This window comes from Stenotrophomonas sp. LARHCG68 (genome assembly GCF_052871705.1).
Genome location: NZ_JBIXJV010000002.1, coordinates 745,452 through 764,610, shown reverse-complemented (window position 1 = coordinate 764,610; position 19,159 = coordinate 745,452). Strand labels below are relative to the sequence as shown.

18 protein-coding genes are annotated in these 19,159 nt (G+C 66.6%); 11 read left to right on the top strand and 7 right to left on the bottom strand.

What is annotated here, in order from left to right; genetic code table 11:
• Nucleotides 1-14 precede the first annotated feature (14 nt).
• From ACIPR8_RS10755 to ACIPR8_RS10725, 7 genes are all read left to right on the top strand, one after another.
• Nucleotides 15-836 carry a CPBP family intramembrane glutamic endopeptidase gene (locus tag ACIPR8_RS10755; RefSeq protein WP_446541013.1) on the top strand — a complete coding sequence of 274 codons (822 nt, stop codon included), beginning with the start codon at nucleotides 15-17 and terminating at the stop codon, nucleotides 834-836.
• 72 nt (nucleotides 837-908) lie between these two features.
• Nucleotides 909-1,715, top strand: a complete 807-nt coding sequence (locus ACIPR8_RS10750) for a M48 family metallopeptidase (RefSeq protein WP_446541012.1) — start codon at nucleotides 909-911, stop codon at nucleotides 1,713-1,715.
• A gap of 129 nt (nucleotides 1,716-1,844) precedes the next feature.
• Nucleotides 1,845-3,038: a heme biosynthesis protein HemY gene (locus ACIPR8_RS10745; RefSeq protein WP_132864055.1), complete on the top strand. Its 1,194-nt coding sequence runs from the start codon at nucleotides 1,845-1,847 to the stop codon at nucleotides 3,036-3,038.
• A 146-nt stretch (nucleotides 3,039-3,184) separates the two neighbouring features.
• Entirely contained in the window at nucleotides 3,185-3,859 is a 675-nt protein-coding gene (locus ACIPR8_RS10740; protein WP_132864054.1) for an energy transducer TonB, read from the top strand.
• Between the two features lie 87 nt (nucleotides 3,860-3,946).
• A complete protein-coding gene (gene exbB, locus ACIPR8_RS10735; RefSeq protein WP_132864053.1) occupies nucleotides 3,947-4,690 on the top strand; it encodes a TonB-system energizer ExbB in 744 nt (247 codons plus the stop codon).
• 46 nt (nucleotides 4,691-4,736) lie between these two features.
• On the top strand, nucleotides 4,737-5,162 hold the full coding sequence (locus ACIPR8_RS10730; protein ID WP_132864052.1) for an ExbD/TolR family protein: 426 nt from the start codon (nucleotides 4,737-4,739) through the stop codon (nucleotides 5,160-5,162).
• Between the two features lie 3 nt (nucleotides 5,163-5,165).
• On the top strand, nucleotides 5,166-5,576 hold the full coding sequence (locus tag ACIPR8_RS10725; RefSeq protein ID WP_132864051.1) for an ExbD/TolR family protein: 411 nt from the start codon (nucleotides 5,166-5,168) through the stop codon (nucleotides 5,574-5,576).
• Nucleotides 5,577-7,217: 1,641 nt separating this feature from the next.
• Here ACIPR8_RS10725 and ACIPR8_RS10720 read toward each other — a convergent pair.
• From ACIPR8_RS10720 to cls, 3 genes are all read right to left on the bottom strand, one after another.
• A complete protein-coding gene (locus tag ACIPR8_RS10720) occupies nucleotides 7,218-7,991 on the bottom strand; it encodes a pyridoxine 5'-phosphate synthase (protein WP_446541011.1) in 774 nt (257 codons plus the stop codon).
• Nucleotides 7,988-8,302: a hypothetical protein gene (locus ACIPR8_RS10715; protein WP_446541010.1), complete on the bottom strand. Its 315-nt coding sequence runs from the start codon at nucleotides 8,300-8,302 to the stop codon at nucleotides 7,988-7,990. The genes ACIPR8_RS10720 and ACIPR8_RS10715 overlap by 4 nt, the downstream gene beginning before the upstream one ends.
• A 155-nt stretch (nucleotides 8,303-8,457) precedes the next feature.
• Nucleotides 8,458-9,918: a cardiolipin synthase gene (gene cls, locus ACIPR8_RS10710; protein WP_446541009.1), complete on the bottom strand. Its 1,461-nt coding sequence runs from the start codon at nucleotides 9,916-9,918 to the stop codon at nucleotides 8,458-8,460.
• A gap of 150 nt (nucleotides 9,919-10,068) precedes the next feature.
• Here cls and ACIPR8_RS10705 point away from each other — a divergent pair, with 150 nt between their 5' ends.
• Nucleotides 10,069-11,166: a PA0069 family radical SAM protein gene (locus tag ACIPR8_RS10705; RefSeq protein WP_192287185.1), complete on the top strand. Its 1,098-nt coding sequence runs from the start codon at nucleotides 10,069-10,071 to the stop codon at nucleotides 11,164-11,166.
• A 21-nt stretch (nucleotides 11,167-11,187) separates the two neighbouring features.
• Here ACIPR8_RS10705 and ACIPR8_RS10700 read toward each other — a convergent pair whose 3' ends face one another.
• From ACIPR8_RS10700 to ACIPR8_RS10690, 3 genes are all read right to left on the bottom strand, one after another.
• A complete protein-coding gene (locus ACIPR8_RS10700) occupies nucleotides 11,188-11,511 on the bottom strand; it encodes a hypothetical protein (RefSeq protein WP_446541008.1) in 324 nt (107 codons plus the stop codon).
• Nucleotides 11,512-11,591: 80 nt separating this feature from the next.
• Entirely contained in the window at nucleotides 11,592-12,293 is a 702-nt protein-coding gene (locus ACIPR8_RS10695; protein ID WP_192287183.1) for a 2OG-Fe(II) oxygenase, read from the bottom strand.
• 129 nt (nucleotides 12,294-12,422) lie between these two features.
• Complete coding sequence (locus tag ACIPR8_RS10690) at nucleotides 12,423-13,433, bottom strand: class 1 fructose-bisphosphatase (RefSeq protein ID WP_446541007.1); 1,011 nt, start codon at nucleotides 13,431-13,433, stop codon at nucleotides 12,423-12,425.
• A 166-nt stretch (nucleotides 13,434-13,599) separates the two neighbouring features.
• On the opposite strand from ACIPR8_RS10690, the gene ACIPR8_RS10685 reads away from it, so the two are divergent.
• Entirely contained in the window at nucleotides 13,600-14,841 is a 1,242-nt protein-coding gene (locus tag ACIPR8_RS10685; RefSeq protein WP_446541006.1) for an MgtC/SapB family protein, read from the top strand.
• A 171-nt stretch (nucleotides 14,842-15,012) separates the two neighbouring features.
• Here the strand turns inward: ACIPR8_RS10685 and ACIPR8_RS10680 are convergent, their stop codons facing one another.
• Nucleotides 15,013-16,215, bottom strand: a complete 1,203-nt coding sequence (locus tag ACIPR8_RS10680) for an amino acid aminotransferase (RefSeq protein ID WP_132864043.1) — start codon at nucleotides 16,213-16,215, stop codon at nucleotides 15,013-15,015.
• Between the two features lie 174 nt (nucleotides 16,216-16,389).
• Here ACIPR8_RS10680 and ACIPR8_RS10675 point away from each other — a divergent pair, with 174 nt between their 5' ends.
• Together ACIPR8_RS10675 and ACIPR8_RS10670 are read left to right on the top strand one after the other, a co-directional pair.
• Entirely contained in the window at nucleotides 16,390-18,516 is a 2,127-nt protein-coding gene (locus ACIPR8_RS10675; RefSeq protein WP_446541005.1) for a TonB-dependent receptor family protein, read from the top strand.
• Nucleotides 18,517-18,659: 143 nt separating this feature from the next.
• Nucleotides 18,660-19,055 (top strand): hypothetical protein, encoded by a 396-nt coding sequence (locus ACIPR8_RS10670; protein WP_225591642.1) that lies wholly within the window; start codon nucleotides 18,660-18,662, stop codon nucleotides 19,053-19,055.
• Nucleotides 19,056-19,159: the final 104 nt, after the last annotated feature.

Sequence of the window (19,159 nt, the reverse complement as noted above, 5' to 3'; positions counted from 1 at the left end):
TGCAAAGGCCCGCGATGTCCGTCCCTCCCCCGCTCTCCCCGCCCATGGCACGCAAGGAATCGCCGGTCATCGGCTTCATCGCGGACCTGTTGCTCGCCGCCGGCTTCCTGCTGTGCCTGAGCCTGGCGTGTGGCCTGGCCTGGGGCCTGTGGCGTGGCGTCATGGTGGGCATGGAGGCCGCGAAGAACGGCAATGGCATGCCGGCCGGCAAGGAATTGTCGGGCCTGCTGGGTGACCCGGGCGCGCTGGCGCAGATCCTGATCGCCCTGATATCCACCGGCGGCGCGGCACTGGTGCTGTACTTCTGGCGTCGTCGCGCCACGCCGGCCGAGCGCGCGCAATCGCACCGGAATGCCCGCCGCGGCACGACCTGGGGCTGGACGCTGCTGGTAGCGGCCTGCGTGTTCATTGGCAGCAGCCTGATCAGCTGGATCGGCAAGCAGTTCGGCATCGAGCCGGCCCCGACCAACCTGCCGCTGATGGAACAGGCACTGGCCAACTATCCCCTGCTGCTGGTGGTCTTCGCCGTGTTCCTGGCCCCGGCCTATGAGGAATTGCTGTTCCGGCGCGTCCTGTTCGGCCGCCTGTGGGCCGCCGGCCGACCATGGCTGGGCATGCTGTTGAGCGGTGCGGCTTTCGCGCTGGTGCACGAGGTGCCCGGCACCAGCCCCAACGGGCTGCCGGAGATGCTGCTGTTGTGGTTGATCTACGGGGGCATGGGCATCGCCTTTGCCTGGCTGTACCGCAAGACCGGGACGCTGTGGGCGGCCATCGCCGCGCATGCGATCAACAACGCCATCGCGCTCGGCGCGCTGGTCTGGTTCGGCGCGCAGTAAGCCGAACGCGCGGTTGACGAAAAATTAAGCAGGACGCTCGCACACTGCAGCCATGAATGTGGGGGATCCATCATGAAAGCCGCTGCTTTCGCCATCACTGCCATCCTGTTGCTCGGCGCCTGCGCGACCACCACGTCGCCGACCGGGCGTCGTCAGGTCGTCGGTGGCGTTTCCCAGCAACAGCTGGACCAGCTTGGGGCGCAGGCCTTCGCCGAAACCAAGGCCAAGGAAGCCGTCAACCGCGACGCCCGGCAGAACGGTTACGTGCAATGCGTGGTCAACGCGCTCGTCGCCCAGTTGCCCTCCCAGTACCATGGCGTACGTTGGGAGACGGCGGTGTTCGTCGACAAGGAACCCAATGCCTTCGCCCTGCCCGGCGGCAAGGTCGGAGTGAACACCGGCATCTTCAGCGTGGCCCGCAACCAGGACCAGCTGGCGGCCGTCATCGGCCATGAGATCGGCCACGTCATTTCGCGCCACCATGAAGAACGCATCACCAAGCAGATGGGCGCCTCCGGGCTCCTGCAGGTGGCCAGCGTGCTGGCCGGCGCCGCCTACGGTGAAAGCGCGGCCAGCACGGTCAGCCAGCTCGGTGGCATGGGCGCGCAGACCATGTTCCTGCTGCCCGGCTCGCGCACCCAGGAAAGCGAGGCCGACGTGGTTGGCCAGCGGCTGATGGCCCAGGCCGGGTTCGACCCCTCGCAGGCGGTGAACCTGTGGCAGAACATGATGGCGGCCAGCGGAAACCGCTCCCCGCAATGGCTTTCCACCCACCCGGACCCGGCCAACCGCATCCGTGAACTGCAGCGCGATGCGCCGGCGCTGATGCCTGTTTTCCAGCAGGCCCGCCAGGCCGGACGGGTCCCGCGGTGCGGATGACCCGGGACATTGCTGCAGTACACCAACGGAAGTGATTTCTCCGTCAAATATTTTCTGCTACGTTTGCGTGCTCGGTTTCTTTCCGAATAGTCCGAACTCCGCTCCCAAGCGGTCCCATCGAGGTGAACCATGATCTTCCGCAGCCATAAACAAGCCGTGCTTTCCGTCCTTATCGCGACCGCGCTCGGTGGTGTTGTGGTGGCTGATGCCGTTGCACAGTCGCGTTCGTCCGATCGCAACGAGCGTCGCGGTGGCCGTGGTAGCGCCAAGGCTGAAGTGCTGTTCCCGGAAGCGACCCGCCAGGAGCCCAACGGCAAGGCTTCCTCGAAGATGAGCGGCAAGCTGCAGAAGCTGTTCGAGGCCTACAACAAGAGCGAGTTCGAGCAGACCCGTGCGCTGGCCGATGAAATCATCGCCGCCGAGGCTGCCAACGACTACGACAAGGCCGTGGCCAACCAGCTGGCCTCGCAGGCCGCCTACAACTTGGATGACAACGCCGGCGCCAAGCAGTACCTGCAGCAGGCGCTCACCCTGAACCAGCTGGACAACAACGGCCACTACCAGGCACTGCTGATGCTGGCCCAGCTGCAGATCCAGGACGAGCAGTACGCCGAAGGCCTGGCCAATCTGGACAAGTACTTCGCCGAGTCCAAGTCCAACAAGCCCGAAGAGCTGATCATCAAGGGCCAGGCCCTGTACCAGACCGAAAAGTACGCCGAGGCCATCCCGGTGCTGCGCGCCGCCATTGCCGCCTCGCCCGAGCCGAAGGACAACTGGAACCAGCTGCTGATGGCGTCCTACGCCGAAGCCGGCCAGACCGGTGAAGCGGTCAAGGAAGCCGAGGCGCTGGCCAGCCGCAACCCCTCGGACAAGAAGGCCCAGCTCAACCTGGCCAGCATGTACATGCAGGCCGACCAGATGGACAAGGCCGCCGCAGTGATGGACAAGCTGCGTGCGTCCGGACAGCTCACCGAAGAGCGCGAGTACAAGCAGTTGTACTCGATCTACGCAAACACCGAGAACAAGGAACGGGACGTCATTGCGGTGATCAACGAGGGCCTGGAGAAGGGCATCCTCAAGCCGGATTACCAGGTTTACCTGGCCCTGGCGCAGTCGTACTACTACAGCGAGCAGATCCCCCAGGCGATCGAGGCCTGGCAGAAGGCCGCTCCGCTGTCCAAGGATGGTGAGACGTACCTGAACCTGGCAAAGGTTTTGCATTCGGAAGGCCGTATCCCGGAAGCAAAGCAGGCTGCCCGGGACGCAAAGGCCAAGGGTGTCAAAAACCCGGCTGATGCCGACAAAATCATCAACCTGAAGTAAGCAGGAATAACGCCTGAACAGCTGTTTTTGAGATGCGCAGCTGGTCAGGATTGGTATAAGCTTGGAGGTTCCTGCGGTGTCATGCACCGCTGAATCTCAGGGGCGACAGTAATGCTTGCCCCGCCTCACTACAGAGCTCTTGGCGCATGACGGAACAATTGGTCTTCCACCACAGGTACGACGACAGCGATAAGGATAAGGGTCTGAGCTGGCCCCGTATCGCTGGCATCGCCTTTGTAATCGCACTGCACTTGGCAGCCCTGATGATGCTTCTGATCCCGGCCGTGGCCCCGAAGGCCGCTGCGGAGAAGGAACGCAACGTCATGGTGACGCTGGTCGACGCCCCGCCGCCGCCGCCGCCACCGCCGCCGCCGCCGCCGCCGCAGGACATCCCGCCGCCGCCGGTCAAGAACCTGGCGCCGCCGAAGCCCTCGCCGCTGCCGCCGCCGCCGGAAGCCCCGGTGATCGACGTGCCGGAACCGCGCCCGAATGACGTGGTGACGCCGCCGGCCCCGCCGGCTCCGCCCGCCCCGCCGGTCGACATCCAGGCCAGCGTGGACATCTCGTCCAAGAACATGAACCCGCCGCGTTACCCGCCGGCCGCTTTCCGCGCCGGTATCCAGGGCGAGGTCATCCTGATCATTGATGTCGATGCCAACGGCAACGTCACCAATGTCGCCGTCGAGAAGTCCAGCCGCAACCGTGACCTCGACCGTGCTGCCATGGAAGCGGCGCGCAAGTGGAAGTTCAACCCCGCCTCAAGCGGTGGACAGAAGGCGGCTGGTCGCGTCCGCGTCCCGGTCAACTTTGCGCTGAGCTGATCCGTGTGGCGGCCAGGACTGGCCGCTGCTGGAACGGTTCAACTTTAGCTACACCCTTTAACACCACACACAACAAAGGTAAGCGTCATGCTGCAGGAAATTTTCATCGCCGCTGCTGCCGGGGGCAACGCAAACAACGCCCTCTCGCAGATGGGCTTCGAGCACCTGATCCACGAAATGACCTCCAAGCCGGGTGACTTCGCCGTCTCCTGGGTCGTGCTGATCACCCTGGTGGCGATGTCGGCCATGTCCTGGTACTGGACTGTCATCAACATCTTCCGTACTGCCCGCCTGAAGTCGGCCGCTGGCCGCGTTCCGAGCCTGTTCTGGGATGCCCCGAACGCCCAGGACGCCATCCGCGCCATGGAAGAGCAGCCGGCTTCCGAGCCGTTCTCGAAGATCGCCCTGGACGCTGCCCAGGCTGCTGCCCACCACCAGCAGGCCGGTGCCGCCGAGACCCTGAGCCGTTCGGAGTTCGTCGATCGCGCCCTGCGTCAGGCCGTGACCCGCGAGTCCAACAAGCTGCAGGGCGGCATGATCCTGCTGGCCACCGTCGGTGCAACCGCTCCGTTCGTGGGTCTGCTGGGTACCGTGTGGGGCATCTACGGCGCGCTGATCAAGATCGGTGCAACCGGTTCGGCCTCGATCGACGCCGTTGCCGGCCCGGTGGGTGAAGCGCTGATCATGACCGCCATCGGTCTGTTCGTGGCTATCCCGGCCGTGTTCGCCTTCAACTTCTTCAGCAAGATCAACAGCGCGACCATCAGCAAGTTCGATACCTTCGCGCACGATCTGCACGACTTCTTCGCCACTGGCTCGCGCGTTCGCTGAGCCAGTAAGCCGAGCAGTCCTCGCAACGATATAGACGGAGCCCGTTATGGCTTTCAGTAGTGGTAACAGCAGCGGCCCGATGGCCGACATCAACGTGACGCCCCTGGTGGACGTCATGCTGGTGCTGCTGATCATCTTCATCATCACGGCTCCCCTGATGTCCCACAAGGTCAAGGTGGAGTTGCCCGAGGCCAACCTGATCCAGAATCCGGACGATGCTGAAAAGCGTCCGAATCCGATCACGGTTGCCGTCAAGGAAGACGGTTCGCTCTACTGGAACGACGAGCCGGTCTCGAAGGAGACCTTGGAATCGCGTTTCGCCACCGCTGCGCAGCAGACGCCGCAGCCGCCGCTGAATCTGCGTGGTGACAAGACCACCAAGATGAGCGTGATCAACGAAGTGACCAAGATCGCGCAGGGTCAGGGCATGCTGGACGTCGGTTTCGTTGCCACCAAAGAAAAGGGGCAGTAAGCGATGGCATTCAGTAGTGGCAACAACAAGGGCCCAATGGCCGACATCAACGTCACGCCCCTCGTGGACGTGATGCTGGTGCTGCTGATCATCTTCATCGTGACCGCGCCGATCATGACGTACCCGATCGCCGTGGATCTGCCGCAGCGGGTCATCAACCCGCCGCCGCAGCTGCGCGAGCCGCCGCCGCCGATCGATCTGCGCGTGGATGCGAGCAACCAGGTTTTCTGGAACAACAGTCCGGTGAACGTGGCTGACCTGCAGCAGAAGATGGAAGAAGAGGTACAGAAGGATCCGACCAACCAGCCGGAACTTCGCATCGAAGCAAGCCCGGATTCGGAGTATGAAGTCATGGCCAAGATCCTTGCCCAGGCCAAGAATGCTCAGATGAAGAAGATTGGCTTCGTGCAGTAATACTGCAACACCAAGTCATGACGCGACTGGAAAACGCCCCCGGAAACGGGGGCGTTTTTTTTGCTTCGCGAATCGTAATGGCGCGCAGCGGTGGAAACCGGAATGGGGCGCGCTGCCCTGCCCTGCTGTGCACCGGCAGGGAGCAGTTGGACACGAGCGCCAGGTGCTAGGTGGCATCGAGTGACGGGCTTGTGGATAAATGAAGCAGAAGGCGGCCGCGGTAGCGCATCTGGAAGGGGAAGCGCGTGGCGGCGTGCAGATTGCGTTGCGCCGGAAAGCCCTGCGTCGCGAACCTCCCGCTGTGGATAAACATGCGCCGGGCCTAGGTACGTGTGCGGAAAATCGCTGGGTTCCACGTGGGATTGCGCTGCAGAATGCCTGGCACCGAGCCTGATTCGGCGCCATCGATCGGAGAAACAAGGCGTGCCTGTTGGGATATCCACAGATTCGGCGCAGGCTGTGGATGAAACTGCAGCCTCATCCAATCCGATGCATCGCTCCGGATGCACGATTGCAGGCCATCAGGAGGTGTTGTTATCCACAGCTCCTGCGCTGAGCGGCTCGATTCCCCAGCCTGGTGAACGCGGATTCCATGGTTATCCACAGGCCACGGTGCACCCGTTTCGGGATGCCGGATGGCGCTTATCCACAACCGCCAGCGAGTGGCGTCATTCTGCCAAGGCGGATCCGGGCGGATGATCGGTCTGGCTGTGGATAACTCCTGCTATACCTCGCGAAGCGCTATCACTGACAAAGCAGCCGGATTTCCGGGAATCTACAGAAATTGCGCGATGTTCAGCGATCTTTGTGCCTGACACCCGACGCATCAGGAACGCCCGAGCAGGGGGCGCGGACGGAATCAGGCTGCCTGCCGCACCCCCGGCGTGGCAGGTCCAGGAGCGCGACAGGGGACCGGTGGATAAGTCATGCCTCTGAACGTACCGGGCGCCAGATATCCACAACAGAGCAGCGGGAGGGCTGCCGGTTGCCATCGAACCGGTGTTTATCCACAGGAGAAGGGCAAAGCAGCGCTGCATCAATGCCCCGAATGGCCCCGGATGCTCCCGTTTGTGGATAAAAATGCGTTCAAGCGACGAGGGATGCCTACTTATCCACAGCAATCTGGGGATAAGCGGCTTCGCAGGCCTCCGGTGTGCTTCGTGAGCCGGACGACACCTGATCTATCCACAGGTGCTGACCGAATCAGGCTCGTTGCCTGTACATGGGCCGTTGCAGCTGTGGACAAGTCCGGGCCGGAAGCACGCGGCGCCCGGGAAAATAGAGCTATTTGTCGTCCTATTGGTAGAATTTAGGAGAAGATAATCGCCGAAATGGCCCTTTTCGATACGGCGAATCCATCCACAGGGCATCGTCGCCAGGGGCCCAGGAGAGCATCCGCTTCCTGCTACATGCCCCGCGTGTCCTGCAAGTCCTCTTCGGATGGTCCGGCGTTCCTTCCCCGCTCCGCCATCAAGCGTGCAGGGCCCGCACTTGAGGGGATGACTGTGCCCGCACTTGAGGGGATGACTGTGGATGGCTGTGAAAGCCATCGCCCGGCCTGTGGATAACCATGTGAATGATCATGTGCTCATGCCGCATGCGCATGTCGTCCATCGCCGGGTACCCCGCCTCCGACCTGGATCAGGCGTCGACGGCTGGTTCCCCTGCCCGCTCGATGATCGTCAGGTAGCCTGCCACCGTGGCTTCGATGCCTTCGTACAGGGCCTCGCCGATCAGTGCATGACCGATGGAGACCTCCAGCACGTCGGGGACCTGGGTCAGGAAGTGATACAGGTTTGCCTGCGACAGGTCATGTCCGGCATTGACGCCCAACCCGGCGGCCTGCGCGCGGCGTGCGGCATCGGCAAACAGGGCCAACGCCGGGTCCACCGGGCCGGTGGCGAAGGCCTCGGCGTAAGGGCCTGTGTACAACTCGATGCGATCAGCGCCCAGGGCTGCGGCCTGGGCAAGGTCGGGATTGCCGGCATCGACGAACAGGCTGACCCGGCAGCCATATCCCTTGAGCGTGGCGATCAACGGACGCAGGCGTTCGCTGTCCCGGCCGAAATCGAAGCCATGGTCGGAGGTGAGCTGGCCGTCGCCGTCGGGTACCAGGGTGACCTGCGCCGGACGGGTCTGCTCGCACAGCGGCAGCAGGCCGGGATAGCCCTCGCGCGGCGGCGCGAACGGATTGCCTTCGATGTTGAACTCCACGCCATGCTGGCGGGTGAGTTCGGACAATGCGTAGACGTCGTCGGCGCGGATGTGGCGCTGGTCCGGGCGCGGATGCACGGTGATGCCGTGCGCGCCGGCGCGCAGGCAGGTCATCGCGGCACGCACGACGTCCGGATCGCTGCCGCCACGCGAATTGCGCAGCACGGCGACCTTGTTGACGTTGACGCTGAGCTGGGTCATGGCTGGTTGGGGTCCTGCAGCTGCGGGGGGGCGGGAGCCGCTGCCGGCGCCGGCGAAGGGGGCGTTGTGGTCGCGGCGTCGGCAGTGGCCGCGGGACGGAGCTGCTCGCGCAGCGCCTGCAGTTCGGCCGCATGCAGTGGCCGCGGGACATCGTTGACCACGCCGTCGAACTTGGCCGCGTACAGCCCCTTCACCCACAGCAGCATGAACACCAGCGCCGCCACCAACGACAGCACCAGCAGGGCCATGTTCGTCGTGGACAGGGCGAACACGAATGCAGCCAACGCAAGCAACAGGAACAACCAGTACATGGTCTCGACCTCCCCGGAGAGGACTGCAGTTTAACGGCCGCTGCAAGCCCGGTTCCATGGGTTTGAGCATGGACGGAACGGCGGAGGGCATGGACGGCGAAACGCTCCCAGCCGCCGCCGGTTCAGCGACGACGGATGGGACGTGCGTGCAGTCTTCAGAGCAGTGGTGAGGCCAGCCGGGCCACGGCCTCCGGCAGCCGCTGCCGCCACAGGGGGCGCTGGCTGCTTGGCACCACCTCGGTGGCGCTGTCGAACTCCCGCTGCAGGATGGCGTCCAGCTCGGCGGTCAACCCGCGGTCGTTGTACATCATCGACAGCTCGAAGTTCAGGCGGAAGCTGCGGTGGTCGAAGTTGGCGGTGCCGACGATGCAGGTGTGGTCATCGGCGATGAAGGCCTTGCTGTGCAACATGCGCGGGCCGTACTCGAAGATGCGCACGCCGGCCTCGAGCAACTCGTCGAAGTAGGAGCGGGCGGCCAGGGTGACGAACTTCGAATCGCTCTGCCGCGGGACCATCAAGCGCGTGTCCAGCCCGCCGAGCGCAGCCGAGGTCAGCGCCATCCGGGCGGCTTCGCCGGGCACGAAGTACGGGGTGACCAGCCAGACGCGGTGGCGGGCTTCCTGGATGGCGGCCACGTGCAGGCGGTGGATCGCCTCCCATGCCGAATCCGGCCCGGAGACCAGCACCTGCGCGCGGATCGTGCCCTGGTCGCGCCGCGGCACGTCGGGCGGGAACAGGTCCTCGCGCCGGAAGTTGCCCGCGCCCTGCCCGGTGGCGTAGATCCAGTCTTCCAGGAACACCAGTTGCAAGCTGTGCACCACATGGCCCCGGATGCGCATGTGCAGGTCGCGATACGCATTGGGGTTGCGGCTGTCGTCTTCCTCGTCGGTGACGTTGATGCCGCCGGTAAAGGCGACCTCGCCGTCCACCACCACCAGCTTGCGGTGCGTGCGCAGGTTCAGCCATGGGCGCTTGAACGGCTTCAACAACTGGCGCGGGTGGAACCAGGCCACTTCGCCGCCGGCGTCGAGCAGCGGTTGCAGGAAGCGCTTGCCGATGCGCGAGGAACCCACCGCATCGAGCAGCAGGCGCACCTTGACGCCGGCCCTGGCGCGTTCGACCAAGGCATCGCGCATGGCGGTGCCGGCGTGGTCGGGCTCAAAGATGTAGTACTCCAGGTTCACGTGGCGACGCGCCTGGCCGATGGCGGCGATGATCGCCGCGTAGGTGGCCGCGCCATCGACCAGCCAGTCGACTTCGGTGGCGGTGCTGGGCGGCAGGCCGGTGGTGGCCTGCCCGACGCGCGCCAGCTCGGTGCAGGTGTCATCCTGTGCGCCGACCGCGTCGTAGGTGCCCAGCCCCTCGCGCGAGCGCCCGCGGCGCAGGCGCTGGCGGACGATGCGTTGTGGGCCGAACAGGTAGAACACGAACAGGCCGATGTAGGGCAGTGCCGCCAAGGACAGGATCCAGCTCAGCGTGGCCACCGGTTCGCGCTTCTGCAGCACGATGTAGCAGGCCAGCAGGACCAGGTAGACCACGTAGGTGGCGGCCAGGATCTGGCCGACGTGGGGAAGGCTGGACAAGCTGGCCCAGAGGCTGTGGAAGGCATCGCGCATCCACCGATTCTAGCCATCCGACGGCGCACGCGAGGGACAAAAGCCGCCCATGGCGCCGGTCGATCACCTTGTGCAAGGCCGGCTGAAGCGCCGGGCAGCTGAATGTGGCCAGTCGCTGACAGTGAGACAGGCGCGCGCTAGCGTAGGCCGATGTCGACCCCCTCCCCCATCAAAGGCCGCGGTGCCAGCAGCTACCTGCCCGGCCGGTTCGAGACACAGCTCACCGAAGCCGTGGACGATGGCTGGGCGACAGAGGAGAGCGAGGAGTTCGCCCAGGCCCGGCTGCGCACGGACGTACGCCCGGAAACCGCGCGCAGCATCATCAGCCGCAACACCTCGCCGGACGTGGGTTTCAGCCAGTCGGTGAACCCGTACCGCGGTTGCGAGCACGGGTGTTCGTACTGCTTCGCCCGCCCCACGCATGCCTACCTCAACCTGTCGCCGGGGTTGGACTTCGAGACCAAGATCTTCGCCAAGGTCAACGCGGCCGACGTGCTGCGCCGGGAGTTGTCCCGGCCGGGCTACGTGCCGCAGCCGATCGCGCTGGGCATCAACACCGACGCCTACCAGCCGATCGAGCGCAAGCTGGGCATCACCCGGCAGCTGATCGAGGTGATGCTGGAGACCCGGCACCCGTTTTCGCTGATCACCAAGAACGCGCTGGTGGAGCGTGACATCGACCTGCTCGCCCCGCTGGCCGGGCAGCAGCTGGTGAGCGTGCATTTTTCGGTGACCTCGCTGGACCCACACCTGTCGGCGAAGCTGGAGCCGCGTGCCTCGGCCCCGCATGCCCGCCTGCGCGCGATGCGGCGGCTGAGCCAGGCCGGCATCCCGGTGGGGGTGATGGTGGCGCCGGTCATCCCGTGGATCAACGACGCCGAGCTGGAAGCGGTGCTGGAGGCCGCCCGCGATGCCGGGGCCTGCAGCGCGGGCTATGTGCTGCTGCGCCTGCCCTACGAAGTGGCACCGCTGTTCCGCGATTGGCTGCAGGCGCACTACCCGCAGCGTGCCGAACACGTGATGAGCACCATCAACCAGCTGCGCGGCGGCAAGGATTACGACAGCCAGTTCGGCAAGCGCATGCGGGGCGAAGGGGCGTACGCCGACCTGCTTTCCAACCGTTTCAAGCTGGCGCGCAAGCGGTTGGGGTTTGATGCCCAGAACAGCCATTGGCCGAAGCTGGACTGCAGCCGTTTCATCGCGCCGGCCCCGCCGAAGAAACCGTCGCTGCAGGGCGAGTTGTTCTGAGCGGGCAGGCCGGTTGCCGGGTCAATCGCCGCCACCTCCACCGTCCGCGCCACCATCGCAGCTGCCCGCATCGCCGCTGCACTCGCTGGCATAGGCGTCGGTTCCCAGGATCGGCCCGCCGCCGTCGGATGCGGTGAACGTGTCATCGCGCGGTGTGGCCGCAGTATTGGCCTGGGTGCTGGCGAAGCTCAGGCACAACACCGCGCCGATGACCGGCAGCAGCCAGATCGTGGCGATCTGCAGCACGCGCTGCGAGGCGGACAGGTCCGGCACACGGAACACTGCGCCGGTGGCGAGGAGATTGACCAGGACGAGCAACAGCGCGGCAAGCGCGATCCAGTTCATCGGTGAGCTCCAGTGTTCGCGTGATGCGGGCCGGGTGCCGAGCAGCGTAATGCCTGCCGCGTGAAGGGGGGACGTGGCGCCTAAGGCTGCCCGTACAGCCGCTGGGCGGACTGGAACAGGATCCAGCTGGTGGCGATGAACTTGTCGCCGCCCTGCGGGCGGTTGCCGCGATGGGTGTGGGTGAAGGCGGTCGGTGCGATCAGCAGGCTGCCGGTGCGCGGGGCAACCTTGCGTTGCTGGAACAGGAACTCGGTCTGGCCTTCGTCGAAACCGTCGTTGAGGTAGAGCGTCCACAGCAGGTGGCGGTGCAGGGTTTCACCGCTGGCGTCGCGCGGGAACAGCTCGCAATGCCAGTACGGGTAGCCGCCCTCGCCCGCGGTGTACCACTGCAGGTTGATCGCGCCCGGACGCAGGCAGGTGCGGGCCAGGTCGGACAACGCGCGCTCGTCCATGGCGGGGAAATCATCGGCGGTGAGGCGGCGCGGTTGGCCGTCGCTGCCGGGGACCTGCAACATCAGCGGCGAGATCAGGGCCTGTGGATAACGTCGTAGATAACGCAGCAGGCCATTGAAGACGGCGACCTGCAGGCGCTGGTCGACATCGCGCCAATCCTCGCTGCCGCTGATGCGCAGGTCGCGGCTGTGCTTGAGGTCCGGATGCACGCCGCCGCCCACGCGGCCGGGTTGCAGCTGGTTGCTGTGCTGCATGCGCTGCACGATCGCCGCGCAGTCCTGCGCGGACAGCGCGTCGTCGTAAACCTCGATGAAATCCACGTCGCTCATCGGTGGTTCCCAGGAGAACTGAGGCCGATGGTGGCGTGGAACACCTGCTTTGGGTAGTGCCAGGCCCACCCGGCGGTGCATTGCCGGGTGGGCTGCAGCGGAGCGTGGCCCCGCTGCAACGAGCGGTGATCAGTTGGCGTCGTGGTCGGTGTGGTAACGGGTGGCTTGCGCCACCTCGTTCTTCGAACCGAGGAACACCGGCACGCGCTGGTGCAGCTGGGTCGGCTGGAGGTCGAGGATGCGCTCGCGGCCGTTGGTGGCGGCACCGCCGGCCTGCTCGACCAGCAGCGCCATCGGGTTGGCTTCGTACATCAGGCGCAGCTTGCCGGCCTTGCCCGGGTCCTTCCTGTCCCACGGGTAGATGAAGATGCCGCCGCGGGTCAGGATGCGATGCACGTCGGCCACCATCGAGGCGATCCAGCGCATGTTGAAGTCCTTGCCACGGCTGCCTTCCTTGCCGGCCAGCAGGTCGGCCACGTAGCCCTGCATCGGCGCTTCCCAGTGGCGCTGGTTGGACATGTTGATCGCGAACTCCTTGGTGTCCGCCGGGACCTGCATGTTGCGCTGGGTCAGGATGAAGGCGCCGGTCTCGCGGTCCAGGGTGAAGGCGTGGGTGCCATGGCCGACGGTCAGCACCAGCATCGTGCTCGGCCCGTAGATGCAGTAGCCGGCGGCCACCTGCTGCACGCCCGGCTGCAGGAAGTGTTCGTCGCCGGGTTGCTTCACGCCGGCCGGGGCACGCAGCACCGAGAAGATGGTGCCGACCGAGACGTTGACGTCGATGTTGGAGCTGCCATCGAGCGGATCGAACAGCAGCAGGAAGTCACCCTGTGGGTATTCCGACGGCACCGGCTGGCTGTGGTCCATCTCCTCCGAGGCGCAGGCCGCCAGGTGGCCACCCCAGGCGTTGGCTTCGAGCAGGATCTCGTTGGAGATCACGTCCAGTTTCTTCTGTGCCTCGCCCTGCACGTTGCCGGTGCCGGCATCGCCCAGCACGCCCCCCAGGGCGCCCTTGCTGACGGCGATGGCGATCGAGGTGCAGGCGCGGGCGACCACCGCGACCAGCTGGCGCAGGTCGGCGTTGATGCGCTTGTTCTGTTCTTCCTCGATCAGGAAGCGGGTCAGCGACGTACGGGACATGGACGGGAGCTACCTTCAGACAAAAGGAGCGCTATTGTCGCGGGTTGTCCTGCTTTTTTCGAGCTGATGGCCATGCCGTGTCCTTTTGCGGACAAAAGCAGCCATGCGGCGCTGCCGTTGGCTTTATCCACAGGGTCCGTACCATGGAGGCCCGGAGGGGAGTGGCATGGATTGGAATCAGGTGACACATGGCTTGTTGGCAGCCCTGGGCATCGGGCTGCTGATCGGTGCGGTGCGCGAGCGCCAGCACGGCACGACCCGCACGCTGCAGGCCGGCGTGCGTACGCACGCCCTGCTGGCGCTGATGGGCGCGGTGGCGATGCTGCTGGGCTTGCCGGCGTTCCTGGTGGCACTGCTGGCCGCCGCCGCCCTGGCCTGGACCAGCTACCGCATCAGCGCGGCCGACGACCCGGGGCTGACTGGCGAGATCACCATGCTGACCACGGTGCTGCTCGGCGGGCTGGCACTGGAGCAACCGGCGCTGGCCGCCGCATTGGGCGTGGTGGTGGCGATCCTGCTGTGGGCCAAGGCGCCGTTGGCGCGGTTGAGCCGCGAAGTCATCACCGACCAGGAGGTGCGCGATGCGTTGCTGCTGGCGGCGTGCGCGCTGGTGGTGCTGCCGATGCTGCCGATGCTGCCGTCCGAGGCGGTGGATCCCTGGGGCGTGCTGGTGCCTTACAAGCTCTGGCAGATCGTGGTGCTGGTGATGGGCACCGGCATGCTTGGGCATGTCGCGCTGCGTGCGGTGGGCGCGCGCTGGGGCCTGCCAGTGGCCGGCTTCTTTTCCGGTTTTGCCTCCTCCACCGCTTCGGTGGCGGGGTTCGGGCGCAGCAGCCGGGCGGCACCGGCACTGGTCCCGCCTTCGGCATCGGCCGCCTTGCTGGCCAACCTGGCCTCGTTGTTGCTGTTCGCGGCGGTGATTGGCACCACCTCGCCGGCCCTGCTGCGCGCCAGTGCGTGGCCATTGCTGGCCGGCGCGCTGGTATTGCTGGGGTTCGCGGCACTTGGCCTGCGCCATGTGCCGGATGAAGCGGTGCCCGAGACTTCGACGGCCAAGGCATTCCAGCTGCAGCATGCGCTGATGATCGCGGTGGCGATTGCCGCGGTGCTGCTGGTATCGGAAGGGCTGCGCCAGCTGTTCGGCCAGGCCGGGGCGCTGGTGGGCGCGACGGTGGCGGCGCTGGGTGAACTGCATGCGGCGGCGGCAAGCATCGCCAGCCTGACCACGTCCGGCGGGCTGGAGCTGGGCCAGGCGCGTTGGGGCGTGATCGCCCTGCTGGCGTCGGCGTCGTTGGCCAAGTCGGTGCTGGCCTTCCTCAGTGGCGGTGCACGCTATGGCGGCATCGTCAGCGTGGGGCTGGGCGGGATGGTGGTTGGCGCGGCGGCGGTGGCCTGGCTGGTCGGATGAGGAACCTCGGGGAGCGGAAGGGCTTTGCGATCCTGCGGAACCCCACGCATCAGGCATTTGGCCGCTGGCTTCCGGTTCGCCGAGGACGTGCTGGAGAGAGGTAAAGCTCTTCGTACGGCACTAAAAAAGCCCGGGTTTCCCCGGGCTTTTCAACAGGACAGCGACGGTCGATCAGCCGCGGCTGACCTCGTAGACGGCCTTGGCCACGTAGTCCAGGTTCTTCTGGCTCAGCGCGGCCACGCAGATGCGGCCGGTGCCGACGGCATAGATGCCGTAGTCGTCACGCAGCCGGTCCACCTGCGCCTTGCTCAGGCCCGAGTACGAGAACATGCCGGCCTGCTTCTCGATGAAGCTGAACTCCGGCGCGCCCAGGGCGGCCAGCTTCTGCACCATGCCGGCACGCAGGGCGTGGATGCGCTCGCGCATCTCGGTCAGTTCGGCGTCCCACAGGCCACGCAGCTCGGCGCTGCCCAGCACGCCGGCCACCAGGGCGGCGCCGTGCGTGGACGGGCTGGAGTAGATGGTGCGGATGATGCGCTTGACCTGCGACTGCACGGCCTTGGTCGAGGCCGCATCCGGGCCCACCACCGACAACGCGCCGACGCGCTCGCCGTACAGCGAGAACGACTTGGAGTACGAGTTGGCGACGATGAAGCTGTCGATGCCGGCCTCGGCGATGATGCGCACGGCCTGGCCGTCCGGCTCGATGCCCTTGTCGAAGCCCTGGTAGGCCATGTCGATGAAGGGGAACAGCTGGCGGTCCTTCAGCAGCGCGGCAACCTGCTTCCACTGCTCGGTGCTCAGGTCCGCGCCGGTCGGGTTGTGGCAGCAGGCATGCAGCAGCACCACGGTGCCCGGCTGCAGCTTCTGCAGGTCGGCGACCATGCCGGCGAAATCCAGGCCGTGGGTGGCGTTGTCGAAGTAGGTGTAATCGACCACGTCGAAACCGGCGGCGCCGAACACGGCGCGGTGGTTTTCCCAGCTCGGGTTGCTGATGGCCACGGTGGCGTGCGGCAGCAGCGTGCGCAGCAGGTCCGCGCCGACGCGCAGCGCGCCGCTGCCGCCGATGGTCTGCGAGGTGGCCACGCGGCCGGCGGCCAGCAGGTCCGAACCTTCGCCGAACACCAGCTTCTGCGTGGCCAGGGTGTAGGCCGGCAGACCGTCGATGGGCAGGTAGCCACGCGGTTTGGCCTCGGCCACCAACTGCTGCTCGTACTGCTTGACGGCACGCAGCAGCGGGATGCGGCCGTTTTCGTCGTAGTAGATGCCGACGCCAAGGTTGACCTTGGTCGGGCGGCTGTCAGCGTTGTATGCCTCGGTCAGACCCAGGATCGGGTCGCCAGGAACCTGTTCCACGTTTGCAAAGAAGGACACGGCGGTACTCGTTTCAGAGTGGCGGGGAGTGGGGGTGTCCGGCGCGGATCACGCACGGCGGCCAGAACCGCCACATCGTAGCAGGGTGGGGCGGCGATGGCCGGAGGATTTCAGTTGGAACTACAGCGGCAGTCATGCACGCGTCGCAGGCACCACCTGCGCGATCATGAACGGATGCGCACCCCTGCCCCGTTCCTGATCGTTTCCGGCCTGTTTCTTGCCGATCCCGTCCACGCCGTCGAACCGGTGCCGGAAACCCTGCGTGCCGTGCAGGTACAGGCGGCCAAGGTGCATGCGGTGGATGACTTCGAATTGCCCGCCTCCAGCACCACGGTGGACGTGGGCACTGCTGGCAATGGCCGCGGCGCGCTGGTGGGCGAAGCGCTGGGCGGCGTGCCGGGCCTGTCGGCGCGCGAACGCCAGAACCTTGCCCAGGACACCCAGCTGTCGATCCGCGGCTTTGGCGCGCGCTCCACCTTCGGCGTGCGCGGCGTGCGCCTGCTGGTCGATGGGGTGCCGGCGACGATGCCCGATGGGCAAGGCCAACTGTCGCATTTCAGCCTGCTCGGCGCGGACCGCATCGAGGTGCTGCGCGGTCCGTTCTCGGCGCTGTATGGCAACTCTTCCGGCGGCGTGCTGCAGCTGTGGAGCGCCGATGGCCAGGCCGGTGACCCGTGGCGGTTGCGCAGCAGCGCCGGCAGCAATGGCAGCGCCAGCACCGGCGTGCAGCTCAAGGGCAAGACGGGGGCGATGCATTACAACGTGGCCGCCAACCACTTCCGCACCGATGGCTGGCGTGACCACAGTGCGGCGCGACGGGAGTCGCTCGCGGCGCGGTTGGGGTTCGCGCTGGCCCCGGGGCAGCGCCTGGACCTGCTGCTCAACGGCTTCGATGCCCCGCACGCGCAGGACCCGCTGGGCCTGACCCGCGTGCAGGTGCAGGCCGATCCACGCCAGGCCACGGCGGTCGCCACCCAGTACGACACCCGCAAGTCGGTGCGGCAGAACCAGGCCGGGCTGGTCTACACGCTGGACCGGGAGCACCAGACCTGGCGCCTGATGGGCTATGCCGGGCAGCGTGCGGTCGAACAGTTCCTGGCGATCCCGCCGGCGACCCAGGGCAACCCGCTGCATTCCGGCGGCGTGATCGACCTGGACGGCAACTACGGCGGCGTGGACGCGCGCTGGGCCTGGCATGGCGCGCTTGCCGGCCGGCCATTGGAGCTGGTGCTCGGCGCCAATGCCGACCGCCAGCGCCAGCACCGCACCGGCTACGAGAACTTCATCGGCACCACCTATGGCATCAAGGGCCGGTTGCGCCGTGACCAGCGCGACCAGGTGCAGAACGTGGACCAGTTCGCGCAGGCATGGTGGCAGTTCAGCCCGCGCTGGTCGGCGCTGGTCGGTGCGCGGCACACGCAGGTGCGGTTCCGCTCGCAGGACCACTACCTCACCGCCGGCAACCCGGATGACAGCGGCCGCCGCGACTATTCGGCCACCACGCCGGTCGGCGGACTGGTGTTCCGCGCCAACGACGGCCTGCGCCTGTACGCCTCGGCGGGCCGCGGCTTCGAGAGCCCCACCTTCAATGAGCTGGGTTACCGCGCCGATGGCGGTGCGGGGATGGCGCTGGACCTGTCCTCCTCGACCAGCCGCAACTACGAACTGGGCGCCAAGTGGCGTGCACAGAGCGGGGCGCGCCTGGAACTGGCGCTGTTCCGCGCCGATACCGATGACGAGCTGGCGGTGGCGACCAACAGCGGTGGGCGCAGCAGCTACCGCAACATCGGCGCCACCCGTCGCCAGGGCGTGGAGCTGGGATGGCAGCAGCCGATCGGCGAAAGCCAGCACCTGCAGCTGGCCTGGACCTGGCTGCAGGCCAGCGTGCGTGACGGCTACCTGACCTGCACCGGCCTACCCGCGCCGTGCCGGGTACCGACCAACCGGGTGGCGCCCGGCAGCCGCCTGCCGGGCGTGCCGCGCCAGCAGCTGTCCGCGCGTTGGCAGTGGCAGCCAGGGGCATGGCAGTGGGCTGCCGAAGTGGTCGCGGCCAGCGACATGGTGGTCAATGACCTGGCCGATGCGCGCGCACCGGGCTACGCCCTGCTGAACCTGGAGGCGGCACGGGAATGGCTGACCACGCGCGGTCCGCTGCGGGTGTTCGCGCGCGTGGACAACGTGCTGGACCAGCGCTACATCGGCTCGGTCATCGTCAACGACGGCAACCAGCGCTACTACGAGCCGGGACCGGACCGCGGTGTCACGCTGGGGCTGCAATGGTTGTGGGACCGGGGTTCCTGAGCCTGCGGCGGGCAGCCGTCCAGGGCCCCGCTCTGCCCTGCCCCATTCACCGGCCGTCTCTCACTGTTCGCTAACAGGCAGCTCACGGCGAACTGACGGGAGGGGGCGTAATTGTGGCTGCCCCGCAGGAGGAGGGTCGTGCCATGTACCGCCCTGACCGTGTCGAACACCGCCCCGCCCCGACGTTGTTCCGGGCTGATCCGAGCGTGATCCGGCGTGGGCGACTGCAGCGCAACGCGCATGCCGCCGACGAGGTGGCGCAGGACTTCGTGCAGTACAGCCTGGATGACTACGCGCGTCGCCGTCGTGGCGCACTGCGCTGGCGTGACCTGCAGCCGGCCTATGCCTTCGCGCTGGTCACGCACGCGGCGGATTGGCCGCGCGGCAGTGCCGACACCGAAGCCGAGCTGGCCGCGCACTGGGAGCAGAGCCGTGGTGAATCGCGGCTGGGCTGGGAGAAGGTGCGCGGGGTGATCGAGGATGCGTGGCTGGCGCTGGATCGGATGCCGACTGCCGCGGTGCACGTGCGGGCGGGCTGAGGGAGAAAGCCCAAAGCGACCCTCCCCGGCCCTCCCCTGGGCTGCGCCCAAGGGAGGGCGTGTTCATGGCTTCCACCCTCCCCTGCACCTTCGGCGCAGGCGGG

Bases quoted from the DNA above. Each gene is read 5' to 3' on its own strand.
- ACIPR8_RS10730 (WP_132864052.1), top strand. From the start codon at position 4,737: ATGGCTTTCAGTAGTGGTAACAGCAGCGGCCCGATGGCCGACATCAAC.
- ACIPR8_RS10715 (WP_446541010.1), bottom strand. From the start codon at position 8,302: ATGTACTGGTTGTTCCTGTTGCTTGCGTTGGCTGCATTCGTGTTCGCC.
- ACIPR8_RS10670 (WP_225591642.1), top strand. From the start codon at position 18,660: ATGTACCGCCCTGACCGTGTCGAACACCGCCCCGCCCCGACGTTGTTC.
- ACIPR8_RS10675 (WP_446541005.1), top strand. From the start codon at position 16,390: ATGCGCACCCCTGCCCCGTTCCTGATCGTTTCCGGCCTGTTTCTTGCC.
- ACIPR8_RS10695 (WP_192287183.1), bottom strand. From the start codon at position 12,293: ATGAGCGACGTGGATTTCATCGAGGTTTACGACGACGCGCTGTCCGCG.
- ACIPR8_RS10745 (WP_132864055.1), top strand. From the start codon at position 1,845: ATGATCTTCCGCAGCCATAAACAAGCCGTGCTTTCCGTCCTTATCGCG.
- ACIPR8_RS10750 (WP_446541012.1), top strand. From the start codon at position 909: ATGAAAGCCGCTGCTTTCGCCATCACTGCCATCCTGTTGCTCGGCGCC.
- cls (WP_446541009.1), bottom strand. From the start codon at position 9,918: ATGCGCGATGCCTTCCACAGCCTCTGGGCCAGCTTGTCCAGCCTTCCC.
- ACIPR8_RS10725 (WP_132864051.1), top strand. From the start codon at position 5,166: ATGGCATTCAGTAGTGGCAACAACAAGGGCCCAATGGCCGACATCAAC.
- ACIPR8_RS10740 (WP_132864054.1), top strand. From the start codon at position 3,185: ATGACGGAACAATTGGTCTTCCACCACAGGTACGACGACAGCGATAAG.
- ACIPR8_RS10705 (WP_192287185.1), top strand. From the start codon at position 10,069: ATGTCGACCCCCTCCCCCATCAAAGGCCGCGGTGCCAGCAGCTACCTG.
- ACIPR8_RS10755 (WP_446541013.1), top strand. From the start codon at position 15: ATGTCCGTCCCTCCCCCGCTCTCCCCGCCCATGGCACGCAAGGAATCG.
- ACIPR8_RS10720 (WP_446541011.1), bottom strand. From the start codon at position 7,991: ATGACCCAGCTCAGCGTCAACGTCAACAAGGTCGCCGTGCTGCGCAAT.
- ACIPR8_RS10685 (WP_446541006.1), top strand. From the start codon at position 13,600: ATGGATTGGAATCAGGTGACACATGGCTTGTTGGCAGCCCTGGGCATC.
- ACIPR8_RS10700 (WP_446541008.1), bottom strand. From the start codon at position 11,511: ATGAACTGGATCGCGCTTGCCGCGCTGTTGCTCGTCCTGGTCAATCTC.
- ACIPR8_RS10690 (WP_446541007.1), bottom strand. From the start codon at position 13,433: ATGTCCCGTACGTCGCTGACCCGCTTCCTGATCGAGGAAGAACAGAAC.
- exbB (WP_132864053.1), top strand. From the start codon at position 3,947: ATGCTGCAGGAAATTTTCATCGCCGCTGCTGCCGGGGGCAACGCAAAC.